Origin of the sequence: Saccharibacillus sacchari DSM 19268, from assembly GCF_000585395.1 — a bacterium.
GTDB classification, from domain to species: domain Bacteria; phylum Bacillota; class Bacilli; order Paenibacillales; family Paenibacillaceae; genus Saccharibacillus; species Saccharibacillus sacchari.
In genome coordinates this window covers 3,583,234-3,598,172 of record NZ_KK073875.1, presented here as the reverse complement: position 1 = coordinate 3,598,172, position 14,939 = coordinate 3,583,234, and the positions used below count along the sequence as shown (strand labels likewise).

Annotated in this window: 11 protein-coding genes; 3 read left to right on the top strand and 8 right to left on the bottom strand. The window is 52.6% G+C overall.

Annotation, left to right across the window (positions count from 1 at the left end; all coding sequences use genetic code 11):
* Nucleotides 1-28: 28 nt before the first annotated feature.
* From SACSAC_RS27200 to SACSAC_RS15480, 5 genes are all read right to left on the bottom strand, one after another.
* Nucleotides 29-3,442 (bottom strand): glycosyl hydrolase, encoded by a 3,414-nt coding sequence (locus SACSAC_RS27200; RefSeq protein WP_051507159.1) that lies wholly within the window; start codon nucleotides 3,440-3,442, stop codon nucleotides 29-31.
* A gap of 36 nt (nucleotides 3,443-3,478) precedes the next feature.
* Nucleotides 3,479-5,008, bottom strand: a complete 1,530-nt coding sequence (locus SACSAC_RS15495) for an extracellular solute-binding protein (protein ID WP_156951135.1) — start codon at nucleotides 5,006-5,008, stop codon at nucleotides 3,479-3,481.
* Between the two features lie 24 nt (nucleotides 5,009-5,032).
* Nucleotides 5,033-5,920, bottom strand: a complete 888-nt coding sequence (locus SACSAC_RS15490) for a carbohydrate ABC transporter permease (RefSeq protein WP_037287919.1) — start codon at nucleotides 5,918-5,920, stop codon at nucleotides 5,033-5,035.
* A gap of 301 nt (nucleotides 5,921-6,221) precedes the next feature.
* Nucleotides 6,222-7,145 (bottom strand): ABC transporter permease, encoded by a 924-nt coding sequence (locus SACSAC_RS15485; protein ID WP_051507520.1) that lies wholly within the window; start codon nucleotides 7,143-7,145, stop codon nucleotides 6,222-6,224.
* A 249-nt stretch (nucleotides 7,146-7,394) separates the two neighbouring features.
* Entirely contained in the window at nucleotides 7,395-9,872 is a 2,478-nt protein-coding gene (locus SACSAC_RS15480) for an AraC family transcriptional regulator (RefSeq protein WP_037287916.1), read from the bottom strand.
* A gap of 243 nt (nucleotides 9,873-10,115) precedes the next feature.
* Here SACSAC_RS15480 and SACSAC_RS15475 point away from each other — a divergent pair, with 243 nt between their 5' ends.
* Genes SACSAC_RS15475 through SACSAC_RS15465 form a run of 3 tightly spaced genes read left to right on the top strand, consistent with a single transcriptional unit; the run spans nucleotide 10,116 to nucleotide 12,990 of the window.
* The gene (locus SACSAC_RS15475) at nucleotides 10,116-10,355 is read left to right on the top strand and encodes a heavy-metal-associated domain-containing protein (protein WP_245608649.1); all 240 of its coding nucleotides are present in this window, start codon (nucleotides 10,116-10,118) and stop codon (nucleotides 10,353-10,355) included.
* Nucleotides 10,352-12,274 (top strand): heavy metal translocating P-type ATPase, encoded by a 1,923-nt coding sequence (locus SACSAC_RS15470; protein WP_037287912.1) that lies wholly within the window; start codon nucleotides 10,352-10,354, stop codon nucleotides 12,272-12,274. The genes SACSAC_RS15475 and SACSAC_RS15470 overlap by 4 nt, the downstream gene beginning before the upstream one ends.
* A gap of 2 nt (nucleotides 12,275-12,276) precedes the next feature.
* Nucleotides 12,277-12,990: a Crp/Fnr family transcriptional regulator gene (locus SACSAC_RS15465; RefSeq protein ID WP_051507158.1), complete on the top strand. Its 714-nt coding sequence runs from the start codon at nucleotides 12,277-12,279 to the stop codon at nucleotides 12,988-12,990.
* A gap of 282 nt (nucleotides 12,991-13,272) precedes the next feature.
* On the opposite strand, the gene SACSAC_RS15460 is transcribed toward SACSAC_RS15465, so the two are convergent.
* The 3 genes from SACSAC_RS15460 to SACSAC_RS15450 form a co-directional block, all read right to left on the bottom strand.
* On the bottom strand, nucleotides 13,273-13,683 hold the full coding sequence (locus tag SACSAC_RS15460) for a hypothetical protein (RefSeq protein ID WP_037287911.1): 411 nt from the start codon (nucleotides 13,681-13,683) through the stop codon (nucleotides 13,273-13,275).
* A 25-nt stretch (nucleotides 13,684-13,708) separates the two neighbouring features.
* Entirely contained in the window at nucleotides 13,709-14,242 is a 534-nt protein-coding gene (locus SACSAC_RS15455) for a hypothetical protein (protein WP_037287910.1), read from the bottom strand.
* Nucleotides 14,243-14,590: 348 nt separating this feature from the next.
* Complete coding sequence (locus SACSAC_RS15450; protein ID WP_037287909.1) at nucleotides 14,591-14,794, bottom strand: zinc ribbon domain-containing protein; 204 nt, start codon at nucleotides 14,792-14,794, stop codon at nucleotides 14,591-14,593.
* Between the last annotated feature and the right edge of the window lie 145 nt (nucleotides 14,795-14,939).

The window sequence follows — 14,939 nt, the reverse complement described above, 5'->3', positions numbered from 1 at the left end:
TTTCCGCTTGGTACGCAGGCAGGTCCGCTTAGGGAGCCGCGGGGCGAACGTCACGCAGCACATGTTCGTCCGCATCAAAATACGTCCCTTCCAATTGACCGATCAACGTGTTGGTGATCCGAACCTCCAATTCGTTCATACCCGGTCGTAGATCGCTCAACATCCCTGCCCAACGATACGGCGACCAACAGCGTACCCCGAGACTTTGCCCGTTAACGAGCACTTCGGCTACATCCTGAATCTTCCAGCCGTCCAGTTCCAATTCGAATTGACGTTCAGTTTGACGGTCCGAACCCCGTTCGATCCCTTCACTGCATTCTTCCGGATCGAACATTCGACGATATCGCATCTCGCCTGCATAGTAAGGATAAGCTGGCAGCGGTTCGGGCGAGATCCTTTTTGCCGAATCCGGTTCAGGCGTAAGTTTCGGCGGAGCCGAAGCTTGAAGCGCTACGCCGAAGGCTCCCCGAATATACAGCGGATCAACCAGGCCGTCTTCGTCGCGTTCGATCCGCACATGGATGACCAGCTTATTTTCTCCCGCTCGCATGTATCCTTGTACATCGCAGGCGATATTCCGGTGATCGTTTACCTCAAGCACGCTGAAATTTTCTTTGCGCAAACGGTAACCGTTCAGCTCCATCGCCCATGTTCCCGAAATAGCGTCCGTATCCATGAATAAGACCATGTCTGTTTGCACGATTTGCGGATCGGCTTCGAAAACGGCGCTATAGACGGCTTCGATCGGATAATGAACGGAAGCGCGTTTCGGCGTGCCGAATTCCTGCCCGAATGCAAGCGGAACACGGCTGCGACCCTTAGAATCCGCTACCTCGTCGATAAACGGCTTGACTGAAGCGCCTTCTTTATCCAAAAAAACACCTTCGACATCCCCCGCTTGCAAACGGAATTCCCCGATTCGAAGCACATTGGGCCGGATGGTACGGATCTGCCACGGGCCTTCTATTGAAGGTCTGATCTTAGCCGCAAAAAGGTCTATAGACGGCTGCCGAGTCGAGTCTGCGTCTACGCTTGTTGACGTGCTGCCGATCGATAAACGTAAAGTTTTGGCTTCATAGGGTGCAAGAGGAAGCGGCAGCGAACAAAACGATTCCTTTTCTTCCTTTAATCCCTTTTCTTCCCGTAGAGTCGCGAGCGTAATCACTTTTCCCGTTTCCAAATCCAACTGTTCGACCTGAAGACAAGAATCGGTACCGAAGGTCGTTTCCGGCCAAAGCAGCTTCGGGACCACCGCAAGTCGGGCTTCCTCCTGCCGATCTTCCTGATTGGAAAGAAATACGGCAAAACGGGCAGATCCGTCGCCGTCGCCAGGCAGCTGACGAAGCTGCATCAATACGGACTCGCACGGCGTTTCCGATTCCCAGCGGACAGGCTCCGGAAGCACGACGTCCAATAGTTCAATCAGATGACTCGCAGCGTTCTGTCCGCCCGTAGAACCGTATGCAGGAATAAAGGCCGAACGCCCGACGCCTTGTTTGGTAAAGCTTTTTTCAATGTGCCCCGAGGTTGCGTCAAGTTTCAACTTCGGCTCCAGCGCCGCCCCGTTTTCCCAATAAACCGACTCTGTTTGCCCACTCACGCCGAAAAAATCTGCCGCTTGCTCTCCCGTCGGGCTTCCCGGTTGAATGTTCTGCGCAGGCAGAAGCCCGACGCTGATGACCGTTCCGCCCGCGTCCGCAAACTGCTGCACTTTTTCCCATGCCGCCGCTTCCAAATTCAACAGCGGCGGCAGCACCAACACTTCGTAGCGGGCTTTTCCGATCGCGATGACTCCGTCCGATACATCGGCTTCCGCCAGCAGTTCGGGATCGAGGTGATCGTAATCGCGGCGCGACTTGAGCAGCTGCGAGCTGATCGCTTTCCAATCGGCAATCAATCGTTCCAGCTTCTCACGCTCCTCTTCACTCTCCCCGCCGTAAGCAAAACCGTGCAGCGGATTGCCCATCAAGCTCCAAAACGTCGTCGTCGGATCAAGCAGCGCCACGGGAATATGCGCTTCTCCCTCGCTCATCAGATAGCTGACACGTCCGACATAATCGCCGAGCTGCCGAAAATGCGCCCAGTACGGATTTTGCAAAAACTGCGAAGGCGGCGCATCATGCTTGGTCAGGCCGCCGATCGTGTAGAAAAAGGCATGGAAGTTGTAAAAGTTGGTACCCATCGCGGCCATTCGGTCGACCATCCATTTGGCGTCCTGAAGCGTCATCGACCAGCCGACGCTGTGGAAGCACTCGGACAGATTGCGCGGGCGATCCAGCTGCCGGGCCAGCGAGCTGACCATCTTCGGATTGTCGCGCATGCGGCCGCCGTAGCGATCCAGTATCCAGTCCAGCGAGCGGCCCGTTTTCTCATGCGCGGAATCGCCGCCCGGCATATGGCTGAACCGCTGCGCCGTCATGCGTACGCCCGGCACTTCCGACGCGTACTGGATGCCCGCCTGTTCGCACCAATCGCCTACCTGCTTGTGATACGACTCGCCCAGCAGCAGATGCAGGCTTTGGAAGTAGTCGTAGCGTATTCGCGCGGCATCCGGGTAGCGATAATCCAGTAAAGCGGGAAGCGCTTCCTTCAATTCGTACCCGCAGCGCCGTTCGAAAAATTCCGGCAGGCGCGGCGACCACGGCAGATGACCGAGCGGCGCGATTTCGTCCGTGAAAATCCCTTTGACCGTTTGTCCGAACGTTTCGCCTATCTCCGCCTTGTACCGCTCATGCGTCAACTCGATAAACCGGCTCATCGCTTCCCGGTGACAGGGATCGACGAATCCTCCGTAGTATTTGAAGTCGCCGATCTCCTCCTCCTGAAACACGGTAATCTCCCACTCCGACTCTTCCCCCGCAGGCGCGGTCCAATCCAGCCGAAACGCTGTTCCGTAAGTGAAAAAGCGTTTGCGATTATAGCTGGTCAGTCCCGTTTCCTGATACACCTGTTCGTTTTGCACATTACCGATATAGCTTCGGAGCTCAACAGCTTTTTCCCATAACGCGCGGCCTTCTCCGTCTATCGGCATCGCCTTCGCATACAGAATCCGTCCCCAGGGAAGCTCAAGCTTGGCCGGTTCGCCGGACTTCACCTTGATGCTGCGATGCCCAAGCGGACGCTGATTGGCTTCGGGATAATCCAGCAGCACCTCGCCTCCGGCCATGCCGCTCGGATACGGATATTCGTCGTACAACCACACCTGCATGCCGCGCGCTTCGGCTTCGCGCACGGCCAGACGAACCCGGTCGAACCAAACGCTTGATAAATACGAAATCTTCAGTCCTTGGCGCGGGCAAACAAAGAAGCCTCCGACTCCCTTTTCATGCATCTCTTCGATCTGATGGACGATCTGGTCAGGCTCCATCTCGCCGTTCCAGAACCAAAAAGGGTGAATTCGATATTCCGCTCCGGGCTCCCGAAAAAACGTCTCATTCCACAAAACCGTTTCCCTCCCTGAATCTCACGTTTTGTCCTCTCATTCTTTTAACGCGGCGTACAGCTCATTAATCTCTTGCACATACTCATCGCCTCCGCTCGTTTTCCATAATTGGATCGCCTGTTGGAATCCGGCTTCGTCCATTTGTCCGACAATGAACTTGGTGCGCGCGTCGTTAATGATATTGTCGAGCTGCGGACCTTTTTTCGCGTACACGTCCGAGATCAGCGGCTCGCCCGGATTGGGAATGACAATGTCGCGATTGGCGATCTGCACTTCGGCTACTTTTTCGCGCACCGGGGTCGTTTCGATCGGCAGGTAACGGTTTTCCGGCACGAACATCAAGATCTGGTTGAGACCTGTCAGGTCGCGAAGCAGCAGTTTGTCTGTCGTCGGTACGATATACTCGCCTTTTTTCTCGTACTGTTGTCCTTCGATGCCGTTATAAAGCAAATCTTGCAGTTCGGCTTCGTTCAACTGGTCAAGGAAGCTCAGTACCTTTTTCAACTCGTCTTCCGTTTTTACGCTGCTTTTCGAAACGGCAATTAGACCGGAGTAGCCGGAAGTCGGCATATCGCGCAGTCCGTCCGGGCCTTCCATCGCTTGCAACACGTCGACGCGGTCCGTGGCATTCGGGTCTTTTTCCAAAATCTTCTGATCCATGCGCTGCGCGTTGTCCGCGACGTCGATCATGACGCCGGCTTGACCGTTGACGAACGGATCGGGCAGCTTGGTCGCGTCCATGACGGCAAAGTCTTTGTTGACCAGACCTTCCTCGTACAGCTTACGGAAGAAACGCAGCGCCTCCATGTACGCCTCCGTTTCGTGTGCCGGAACGAGCTTGCCTTCCGCGTTTTCTTCCCATTTGTTCGGCGCGCCGAACCAAATTTGCATATTATCCCACGGGCCGTTGAATTTGCTGGCGACCAATCCGTACGTATCGTCTTTGCCGTTGCCGTCCGGATCGTCGAACGTGAACGCGCGCAGCACTTCGTAGAATTCATCCAGCGTTTTCGGATCATCCAGCCCCAGATTTTCCAGCCAATCCTTGCGTATGGTGACTCCGTTACGACCCAATTCGCGCGCCCGGTAAATGCCGTACGTTTTGCCGTCGATCGAGGCGTTGTTGCGCACGATCTCGTTCATGGCGTTCAAATTCGGATAATCGGCGAGGTACGCGTCCAGTTCCCAGAACGCCCCGGCCCGCGCGGCATTGATAAAACTCGGCGATTTGCCCAACACGACCATCAGGTCCGGCAGTTTGCCCGAAGCGAGCGTGATATTGAATTTGTCGTCATACGAGCTGCTCGGCACCCATTGCAGATCCACGTCCGTGTTCGTCAGTTCTTCCAGTTTCAAAATAACGGGGCTGTTCTCCGGCGGGTTTTCCGCTTCGAAGTTCGGCAGCATGATCGACAGCTTTCCTTTGTCCGCTCCCGCTGCTTCTGCCGTGTCGCCGCCCGCTTCCGTACCTGAATTCGAGTTCGAACACCCTGCCAGCATCGCCACCGTCAGCAGCGAAGCGCCCGCCACCTGTACTGCTTTTTTCCAATGTTTACGTTGTCCCATATGCATTTGTTCTCCTCCTCGGCTTTAGCCTTTGATCGAGCCCAACATGACGCCCTTCGCAAAATGCTTTTGCAAAAACGGATACACCAGCAAAATCGGAATCGTACCGACGACAATAACGGCCATCTTGATCGACTGCTCCGGCGGCTGCACGAAATTCGGGTCCATGTTCGCCATATCGCCGACCGTCCCTTGCGACAACAATACGATCTGCCTCAGCATGATCTGAAGCGGCCATTTGTCGCTATCGTTGATATACAGCAGCGCCGAGAAGAAATTATTCCAATGCCCCACCGCGTAAAAAAGAGCAAACGTCGCGATCACCGGCTTCGACAACGGCAGCACGATCCTCCATAGCACGCCCAGATCCGTACACCCGTCGATCCGCGCCGCTTCCTCCAATCCGGCAGGCATCTGCTGGAAAAAGTTTTTGACGACGATGAGGTTAAACGCGCTGATCGCCCCCGGCAGCATGAGCGCCCAATACGAGTCGATCAACCCCAGACTCCGCACCACCAAATACGTCGGAATCATCCCCCCGCTGAACAGCATCGAGAAAATGACGATGTTCATCAACGTGCTCCGTCCCCAAAAATCGCTGCGCGACAACGGATAAGCCATCGTCATCGTAAAAAACAAATTGATAAACGTCCCCGCCACCGTCACGAAAATCGAAACCCCGATACTCCGAAAAATGGTCGAAGACGAAAAGATATACTCATACGCACTCAGCGAAAACTCCCGAGGAATCAGGAAAAAACTCCTCCCCGTAATCTCCGCCTCCGTCGCGAACGAATTGCCCACGATATACAGGAACGGCAGCACCGTCAAAATCCCCAACAACCCCAACACCACCACATTAAATACATCAAACACCCGCCCCCCGGGCGTATTGAACAGCTTACTGTTCACGAGCTTCCCCTCCTTTTTGCCTGCTTTCTTGTTTGCTTTTCTTCCCTTTCTTTCTTCCCCTTACATAACGAGCGAATTTACGTACTGTTGAAGATCCTTTTCCGGGCAAGCGCCACGCGGAGGTAGAAATTCAGTGAAAGACGCCTTTGAACTCGGAAAATTCCTTATTTAAATTCAATCCATTTTCCGAGTGAGACAGCGTCTTGTGAAGCATTTCGAAGAAATGCACTTCGGAAGCCTATGCTGGCAATTTCTCCCGCAGCGCCCGAGCTTCCCCCCACGAACAGGATCTTCAAGGCAGTCAGTAAATTCCCGAGTGTCCGAATCTTTTCGCGATATGATTGCTCCCCAACACCAACACAATTCCCACCAGCGATTTGAATAAGCCTACCGCCGTACTGTAACTAAACGCCCCTTGCGTAATCCCGACCGTATACACGTACGTGTCGAACACATCAGCCACATCCCGGTTCAACGAGTTCGTCATCAAATAAATCTGCTCAAACCCGGTATCGAGAAAATTCCCCAATCGCAAAATCAACAGGATGACGATCGTCGCGCGAATCGCCGGCAGCGTCACATGCCACATCCGGCGCATCCGTCCCGCTCCGTCCACGACAGCCGCTTCATACTGCTCCGTATCGACCCCGGCAAGCGCCGCCAGGAAAATGATCGTCCCCCAGCCCATTTCTTTCCACATCATCTGCCCGATAATCAGCGGCCGGAACGTATCGGGATTCGCTAACACGTCGACCGGCCGCCCGGTGATCCAAGCGATCATCTCGTACAATACGCCGCCCTGCGGAGTGAGAAAGACATAGGTGATACTGGCGATAATGACCATCGAGACAAAGTGCGGCACGTACACCAGCGTCTGCACGGTTCGTTTGAACCAACGGAACCGAACTTCGTTGAGCAGCAAAGCGATCAAGATCGGTGCGGGGAAAAAGAATACCAAATCATAAATCGCCAACACCAGCGTATTGCGCATCAGCCGGAAAAAATCCGGATTGGAGAAAAAGGTCGTGAAGTTATCAAAGCCGACCCAATCCGAACCCCGTATCCCCAGAAAAGGCTGATAATCTTGAAACGCGATCACAATTCCCCACATCGGCAGCAGCTTGAATACCGCAAAATAGAGAAATCCCGGCGCAACCAGAACGTACAACCATTTGTTGCGCCTAAGTTCTTTTTTCCATCGCGCCTCTTTCTTTTTGCCGCTCATGACTGATCCATCTGCTTGAAGTGCCGCGGCGGAACGATTTCTTCCGTTCATCGGTCTCTCCCCTCCTTCATTTTTGTAAGCGCTATCATTTGCTTGTTTCCAACTTACCGGGGAGGGGATTTTCCGGCAATCTTCATTTTTTGCATCGTCCAGTAAAGCCTTATGCAGTAAGGATTCGACGTGTTTTCGCGCAAAAATGTCCAATCTTTTTAACGATAAACTTGAACATTTTTGCAGGCCCGTCCTATTCTAAGGCTCGTACGACCACCGTTCCCGATACTGGCTCGGCGTTGTTTCTTCTCTTTTTTTGAAAATACGATTGAAGTAGCTCGGCTGATACCCCACCTCGATGGCGATATCGTTGATTTTCATCGTCGTTTCGCGCAGCAGTCTTTTGGCTTCATCCATGCGAACCCGCGTCAAATAATCGATGAAGTTCACTCCGGCTTCCTGCTTGAACGCCTTGCTCAGCGCATACGGCGTCACTTGCCGGGATTCGGCACAACTTTCGAGCGAGATATCCAATTTGTAATTCCGTCGAATCTCTTCTATGACCGAGTCCACGACTCGACGCATCGGTTCCTCTTCCCTTGATTGAATCTCTTCGGCATAAGGGCTAATCACCTGCTGCATCATCCACTTTTTCATTTCTTCCGGCTCGCGGATTGAAGACAATTTCTCGTAGCGGTTCCCGTCTCCGAATAGCCGATACGGCGCCGCCCCGGTCTGAAGCATCGTATGTTGAATACTGCCGAGCAATTGGAGCATGATCTGCTGAAGCTGGAATTCGGTTCCGCCCGTACGCGTCGCTTCGGCCATAAAACGTTCCAATCCGTGCTCCGCTTCCGCGGAACGTCCGCGCCGGATCGCCTGAATCAACTCGTTTTCCAGTCCCAGCGGATAAGCGGCTTCCCGCGTTCGATAGAAGCAGCTCTGATCCTCCAAATCAAGCAATTGACTCCCGGGTTCGATGCTGCGGTAAGCAACAAGCCGTTCCATTTCCGCAAAAATCCCCGGGAGCTCCTTCACCGCCGTAACCGACCGACCGATCACCAGCGTCACGTTCATTTTCAATACGCGCCCGATCGCCTCCAGCAGCTCTTCGCCCCATAGAAGGGCATGACTTTTCAGATCGGCAGCTTGGGGAGCGACAATCAGTAAAGCAGCAGACAGATCGTGAAAATTCGCTACGCCGATCTGCTCGAAATCCGGATACTCACGCGCCATTTCTTCGATCATATTGGCAGCCGCAAACGTCATAAGTCCCGTGTCTTGGCTACCGAATCGACCTTCCATGCGTGCATGTCCGGTAAACGCCATTTCCAGCAGCAAAAATTGGCGTTCTTCCGTATGAAAGCCCAATCCCTGCATTTTCCGTCTTAATCCTGTTTCGTCGTAGGCGTACAGATGGCCCCGGATCAGTTGCAGCATGAAGCTTTCTCGCAGCTGCGGCAACTGTTCCTCCAACTGGCGGTGAGCGGACAGGCGCTGCGTGGTCAGCTCCTGCCACTGACTTTCCAAAAGTTCGAATTCATCCAGACGAGTCGCACGCTGCGAAAGATGGGGAGCCGAATGATTGTCGCTACGCGAAGGAACCAACAAGCCTAGCATACGCGCAACAGGCGAATAGATCCGACGCGAAGCATACCAGGACAAGACCAACCCGAGCAGAAGTCCAGCACCGCTAAGCAATACAATAAACGTGGAAACTTGCTTGAGTGGAGCCGTGACCGAAGACATCGGCGCAGCGGAAACGTACGTCCAGTCCGAATCTACCCGACTCATCGGTCCATAAGATACGGAATACGTTTCGCTGCCGTAACGCAGCAGAAAAGAAGCCGTCTCCCCTTTGCGATCAGCTATCGCTTGCTTGAGCCGTCGTTCAAAAGTGATCTCCGTGGGAGCAAGCTCCAAAGAACCGGATGCCAGCGTGCGGCCTCCGGCATTCATCAGGAACGTCGTTCCTTCATCATAAGGAGTAAGCGTTTTCAATAGAGAAGACACTTTCCCTTGATCCAACGTAATAATCAGCGTTCCGAACGGGTCGGTGCTATCGCCAGGGATCTTATGCACAAGTACGGGAGCGCTTTGGACATCACCGTCCGATATATCTTCCGACTCGTTTCCACGCGCACCGGCTTCATTCAGCAAAGGATCATGATCCGAAGAGATCGTTTCGCCAGACGGTTCCGCGGTATCCGTGTCCGTCCAATACACATGACCGCTTCTGTTCAGATACTTCGCATATTGGCTAATCTGCTGCCGATCCGTAAGCTCGGTATATTCGCGATTGAATAGAATAGACTTCGGTTCATCCAGATAAAGCTGCGCAGAGCGAATCAACGGATGCGAGCCTTCCAGCACATACAGCGTAGTCACGATTTCTGCGGTACCTTTGAAATCATACACGAAGTCTTTCGTGCGCAGCGCTTCTCCGAATCTCGGCTCGAAAGCCCAATGCGATAAGCTCATTTCCAGATAGGTCAACTGATCGTCCACATTGCGTGCCCTCGTCTCGATCTGGCTTTGATGCATGCGATTGAATTCCTGCTCCATCCGCGTGACTACCAACTGATGCATTACGATTCCCGTCACCAAGCCCGGTATGCTGACGATCAGCAGAATTAAAATCAGACTCCGGCGATAATAGCGCCCTGTTCGCGTTTTCGGCATACCTGCCGCACGCAGTCTGCCGCGCAGCCCGTGCCGTTGTCTAGTCTGTTCCATCTGCATTCACCTTTGCTCCGGGATGTGTAGTTCCTCTCATCTTGTCCTCCCCTTTCTATCTTAAATGGACGGCATGATCTTATGCCCCTCATTATAAACAGAATACTCGGACAAAGGAATAATATCCATCTTCGTTTCACAGCAAAACAAAGATTCCCAACAAAAAATACAAACTTGATATTGATCAATTTTTCTTTTTTCAAAAGTGCTTAGAATAGAACCATAACCGACTGGGAGGAATCAATGATGGATCATCAAGCTACATTTCAACTGCAACCTTTAAGTTGTCCGTCCTGTATCCAAAAAATCGAAAAAATGCTCGTTCGAACACATGGCGTGCACTCCGCATCCGTTTTGTTCCACGCAGGCAAAGTCAAAGTTTCTTTCGATCTTCTGCAAATTACCGCGGCAGAGCTGCGGAAACGCATCGAAAAATTAGGCTATCCGGTGCAAACGGTACGCGAAGGAGCGGGATCTGCATGATTCGCTGGATCGATTCTAAGCGCAGAAGTTTGACCGGTTTATCCGGCAGTTTGATCCTCGCGGCTTTTGCTTTTCACTTTGCGGATCTGAAGATCTGGCAAGCAACCATGCTGCTGACCGCTACCCTGATTGCTTCCGTTCCTATCGCCCTGCATGCCGTTCAAGCCGCTCGAATGAGACTCCCAAGCATCGAGCTGCTCGTAACGATCGCCATAATCGGCGCGATCATCATCGGGGAGTATTGGGAATCGGCTATCGTCACTTTTCTTTTTTTGCTGGGGGAGTATTTGGAATTCCGTACCTTAAGCAAGACGCGTTCGGCATTGAAAGAACTGATCGAATCGGCCCCGTTGGAAGCTGACGTGATCCGCGATGGCGGTATCTTCACGGTTGCCGCGGAAGATATTCGATCGGGTGAACGCGTAATCGTGCGAAGCGGCGGAAAAGTGCCTGCCGACGGAACGATCGTATTCGGCCGGGCCGACTTTGCGGAAGCGGCGTTGACCGGGGAATCGACTCCTGTCGGGAAAACGGTAGGGGATCAGGTATTGAGCGGAACGCTCGTGGATAACGGCTATGCGGAAATGCTGGCCGAACAGGTCGGGGCAGATACGTTATTCGCCAAAATGATCGAACGGATCGAAGAAGCGCAGGAAGCCAAATCGAAAACTGCCAAGCTGCTGGATCGTTTTGCGCGCTTTTATACACCTGCTACCGTCGCGTTCGCCCTACTGGTTTATGTGTGGACGCGCGAACTGCATATGGCCATCACTTTTCTGGTGGTTGCTTGTCCGGGCGCACTGGTGATCGGGGCGCCCGCATCCAGCGTAGCCGGGATCGGCAACGCAGCTCAAAAAGGCGTCTTGATCAAAGGCGGAGATGCCATGAATCGCTTAGCTCAAGCCGATACTTTTGTATTCGATAAAACAGGAACATTGACGCTCGGCAAACCGGAAGTGACGATGATCGAGACTTTGGAGCGGATCGATCAAAATGAACTGCTCCGTCTTGCCGCTACTGTAGAAATCGCCTCCGAACATCATCTGGGACGCGCGATCGTTCGAGCGGCGGAAAAGCGCGGGATCGAAAAAGGAAGCCCTCCCGCAAATGTGCATATTCATAAGGGACTCGGCATCCAAGCTCATATCGAAGATCGTCAACTGACCATCGGGAACAGAAAGCTGATGCAAACCGAACTTGTTGCGTTGTCCGAATCCGTGCTGACTTATGCGGAAAAACGCGAACGCGAAGGCCATACCGTAGTTTTCGCAGCGGTGGACGGCAGGCTGGCCGGACTCTTTTCAATTGCCGATCCGATTCGCGGTGACGCTCCTGCTGCACTGGACGAACTGAAACGCCTGGGGGTTCGAAAATTCATCATGTTGACCGGAGACCATCGGCATACGGCCGAGCGCGTAGCCGCAAGGCTCGGTCTTGACGAATTCCATGCGGAATTGTTGCCGGAAGACAAGGCTGCTTTTATCGAAAAGTTAAAAGCACAAGGCCGAATCGTCGCGATGGCGGGAGACGGCATCAACGATGCCCCGGCTATCTCGGCTGCGAATATCGGTCTGGCCATGGGCGGCGGAACAAATACGGCTATGGAAACTGCCGATGTGGTACTACTGGCCGATCGTCTGGAGTCGCTTCCGCGTGCTTATTCGCTCGCCCGCGCTACCGTACGCAATATTCGGCAAAACATAACGCTCGCAATCGTTACGGTGGCGGCTTTGTTAATCGGGATTTTGGCGGGTACGATTCATCTCGCAGCCGGAATGTTCGTCCATGAAGCCAGCGTATTGCTGGTTGTGCTGAATGCCATGCGTCTTGCCCGCTATGACCGCAAGAACAAGGACAAAAGGCCGCCTGCACATGTACAATGGAAAAAAACCGAAGTTGACGTTGTAAAGGAGATGTAGATATGTCGTCCGAACAAAGTTGTAATCACCCTATAACGGAGACTCTCGAAGGGCATGAACTTTGCGTTGCCCGCGTGCCGATCTTCAATCACTTGCATCCGGATCAATTAACAGATATCGCTGCGACCATTCGATCGATTCCGCTGCGCAAAGGCGAGTTATTATATCGGGCCGGGGACGTATCGGATTCGCTTTTTATGGTTCATCGGGGAGCGTTGCGAGTCTATCGTCTTGCCGAAAACGGAAAAGAGCAGCTTGTCCGAGTATTGCGGGAAGGCAGCTTCACGGGTGAATTCGCTCTGTTCAATCAGTCGATGCACGATTGTTTCGCCGAAGCGACGGAAACGACCGAGGTCTGCCGGATCGGTCGGCGTGATCTGGAACAGCTGATGCTGCGCTATCCGGATATCTCTCTCAAGATTTTGCAGGAGTTATCGAGTCGGTTGGAGCAAGCGGAAGCGCGAGCGGCGCGTTTTACGGCAGAGGATACCGAAACTAGGTTGCAACTATATTTGGCTCGCCAAGCCGAGGAACAAGCGACGTGGGACGTCAAGCTTCCAATGACGCGGCGGGATCTGGCTTCGTTGCTGGGGACTACGCCGGAGACGATCAGCCGGAAGTTGGCCGCGTTTGAGGCGAACGGGTGGATCGAGCAGCGCGGGAGATGGGAGATCGGGATTTTGAAGCCGGCTGCATTTTCGCCGGGCGGGTCTTGAAGGTCCTATTCGTTGCAGAGCGGCTACGGGATAAATTCCAGCATATGCTTCCGAAGCGCATTTCTTCGAAATGCTTTATAAGACGCTGTTTCACGCAGAAAGCCTATGGCTTTCCGCGTTCAAAGGCGTCTTAATCTGAATTTCTCCCTCCGCTGCGCTAGAATAGGATCTTCAAGACCGATTAGCCCGAGGAAGTGCATCCGGGCTTTGTGTGATGAGGAGAATATAGAACTTAGGTAGATATTTAGTAAAGCACAAACATGTATCGCCCTGAGGCAAGTATTAGCCTTCGACTAATTTGAAAAGGCGAATTTCGCCTTTGGGGGTGAATGCGATTAGGATGTCCTTTTGTTCTTTTGTTTGGTAAATAGGGGTTTCCTTTTCTAATTGATTGGCGTCGCCGTTTTGGAAAGAAGCGGCGTCTTTGTTTTGTCTGAGAACGCTTGTAAGGCGGTCGCCGCGGGTGAGTTCCAGGTCGTTTACCCAAGATAAGTCGGCTACGTAGATCATATCTTGGTATTGGAACAGGCTGGCGTCGGGTTCGGACTTTAGCCATTCGGCTGCGGTCGGGTTTTCGGTGGCGGACGTTGGAACGGTGCGGGTTTGAGGTTCTGACGTGCATGCCGTGAGCAGGAAAGACAAGCAAGCCGCAACCAGGATCAGGATTCGTTGAAACGTAATCGGCCGAAGCATAGGAACAACCTCCTTGGGCTATCTGCTAAATCAGCTTAAAAACTTCGCCGCGGGTTGGATAGGCGGATATGTATTGGTCGTTTTCCATGTAAGCAATGATACTGCCTTCGAGCAGGTCGTGTTCTTCCAACTCGGCACGGATGGTTTGGAGGGCGAGTTCTTGATCAATCGTGAAGTTGAAAATATTCATCGTGCCGCTGCCGTAATCGGAACCGTCGCAGTAACCGTTGCCCGTCCAGCCGAGGCATTCATTCATCAAGGACTCGACTTTGTCCTGCTTGTCGAGATCGGCATCGATATCGCTTCCGTCTACGGTGTATTGAATGACGATCGGCTTGAACAGATCCTCGTCCAGCAGCTCATAGCCAGCTTCGGATTGCTGCCGGGACAGCTTTTCCATATGCGCTTCGACATCCGCGCCGCGTTTTTTCTTTTCCGTAAAATGCTCGCCACGCTCACCGACTTCGCCGTAATGCACAGTAAAAATCTTCTCATCTTCGTCATACCAAACTTCCCAGTAGTAGAGCGTGTCATTTTGCTTTTTCAACATTTTGATCATCTATATTTCCTCCTACATCACTACAATATAAATTAAAAAGATCCTGTCAAAAATCGAGGTGTCGAGAAAGTCCAACGTAGCTGGAAGTCAGCAGGCGGAGGGAAAAATTCAGTGAAGGAGCTGAAGCATTTCGAAGAAATGCACTTCGGAAGCCTATGCTATAGTTCGCCTTTGAAATTGGGAAAATACAAATAAAAGTTCAATCAGTTTTCTCGATTTCAACACGCGACCTACAGGCTTTCGGAGAAAGCCACTTCGTAAGCATCCGCTAACGAATTTTTCTCGGAGTCTGGTGACTTCTCACGCAAACGTGACTTTCTCGACAGCTTGAAGATTCCCAACAGAATCTCAACCAAAGAACAAGTCCAGAATGTTCGATCCGGCCGAAGACTGTTTGTTATAAAATTCGGAATATCCGCAGCTCGTACAATAAACGACGGTAAACTCGTTATGCTGCATGTCAAACATTTTGGACAAGCCCGTTCCCGTCATCGCTACGTCTTTCGTTTCCGCGCTGGTGCTTCCGCATTTGATGCAACCTTTTTCAGTCATAACTCTCATCCCTCCTAAATTTAGTCTTATTTAACTTTTACCCGGAATGAATAAGCTTATGCAGATTTCTGACTTTAACTTGTCGGTAAAGCTATTTTTTTCTTTTTGCGCTTCTGCGATGAATATAACGATCTCTCCCTTTACC

Bases quoted from the DNA above. Each gene is read 5' to 3' on its own strand.
- SACSAC_RS15460 (WP_037287911.1), bottom strand. From the start codon at position 13,683: ATGCTTCGGCCGATTACGTTTCAACGAATCCTGATCCTGGTTGCGGCT.
- SACSAC_RS15470 (WP_037287912.1), top strand. From the start codon at position 10,352: ATGATTCGCTGGATCGATTCTAAGCGCAGAAGTTTGACCGGTTTATCC.
- SACSAC_RS15495 (WP_156951135.1), bottom strand. From the start codon at position 5,008: ATGGGACAACGTAAACATTGGAAAAAAGCAGTACAGGTGGCGGGCGCT.
- SACSAC_RS15450 (WP_037287909.1), bottom strand. From the start codon at position 14,794: ATGACTGAAAAAGGTTGCATCAAATGCGGAAGCACCAGCGCGGAAACG.
- SACSAC_RS15465 (WP_051507158.1), top strand. From the start codon at position 12,277: ATGTCGTCCGAACAAAGTTGTAATCACCCTATAACGGAGACTCTCGAA.
- SACSAC_RS15480 (WP_037287916.1), bottom strand. From the start codon at position 9,872: ATGGAACAGACTAGACAACGGCACGGGCTGCGCGGCAGACTGCGTGCG.
- SACSAC_RS15475 (WP_245608649.1), top strand. From the start codon at position 10,116: ATGATGGATCATCAAGCTACATTTCAACTGCAACCTTTAAGTTGTCCG.
- SACSAC_RS15455 (WP_037287910.1), bottom strand. From the start codon at position 14,242: ATGATCAAAATGTTGAAAAAGCAAAATGACACGCTCTACTACTGGGAA.
- SACSAC_RS15485 (WP_051507520.1), bottom strand. From the start codon at position 7,145: ATGAGCGGCAAAAAGAAAGAGGCGCGATGGAAAAAAGAACTTAGGCGC.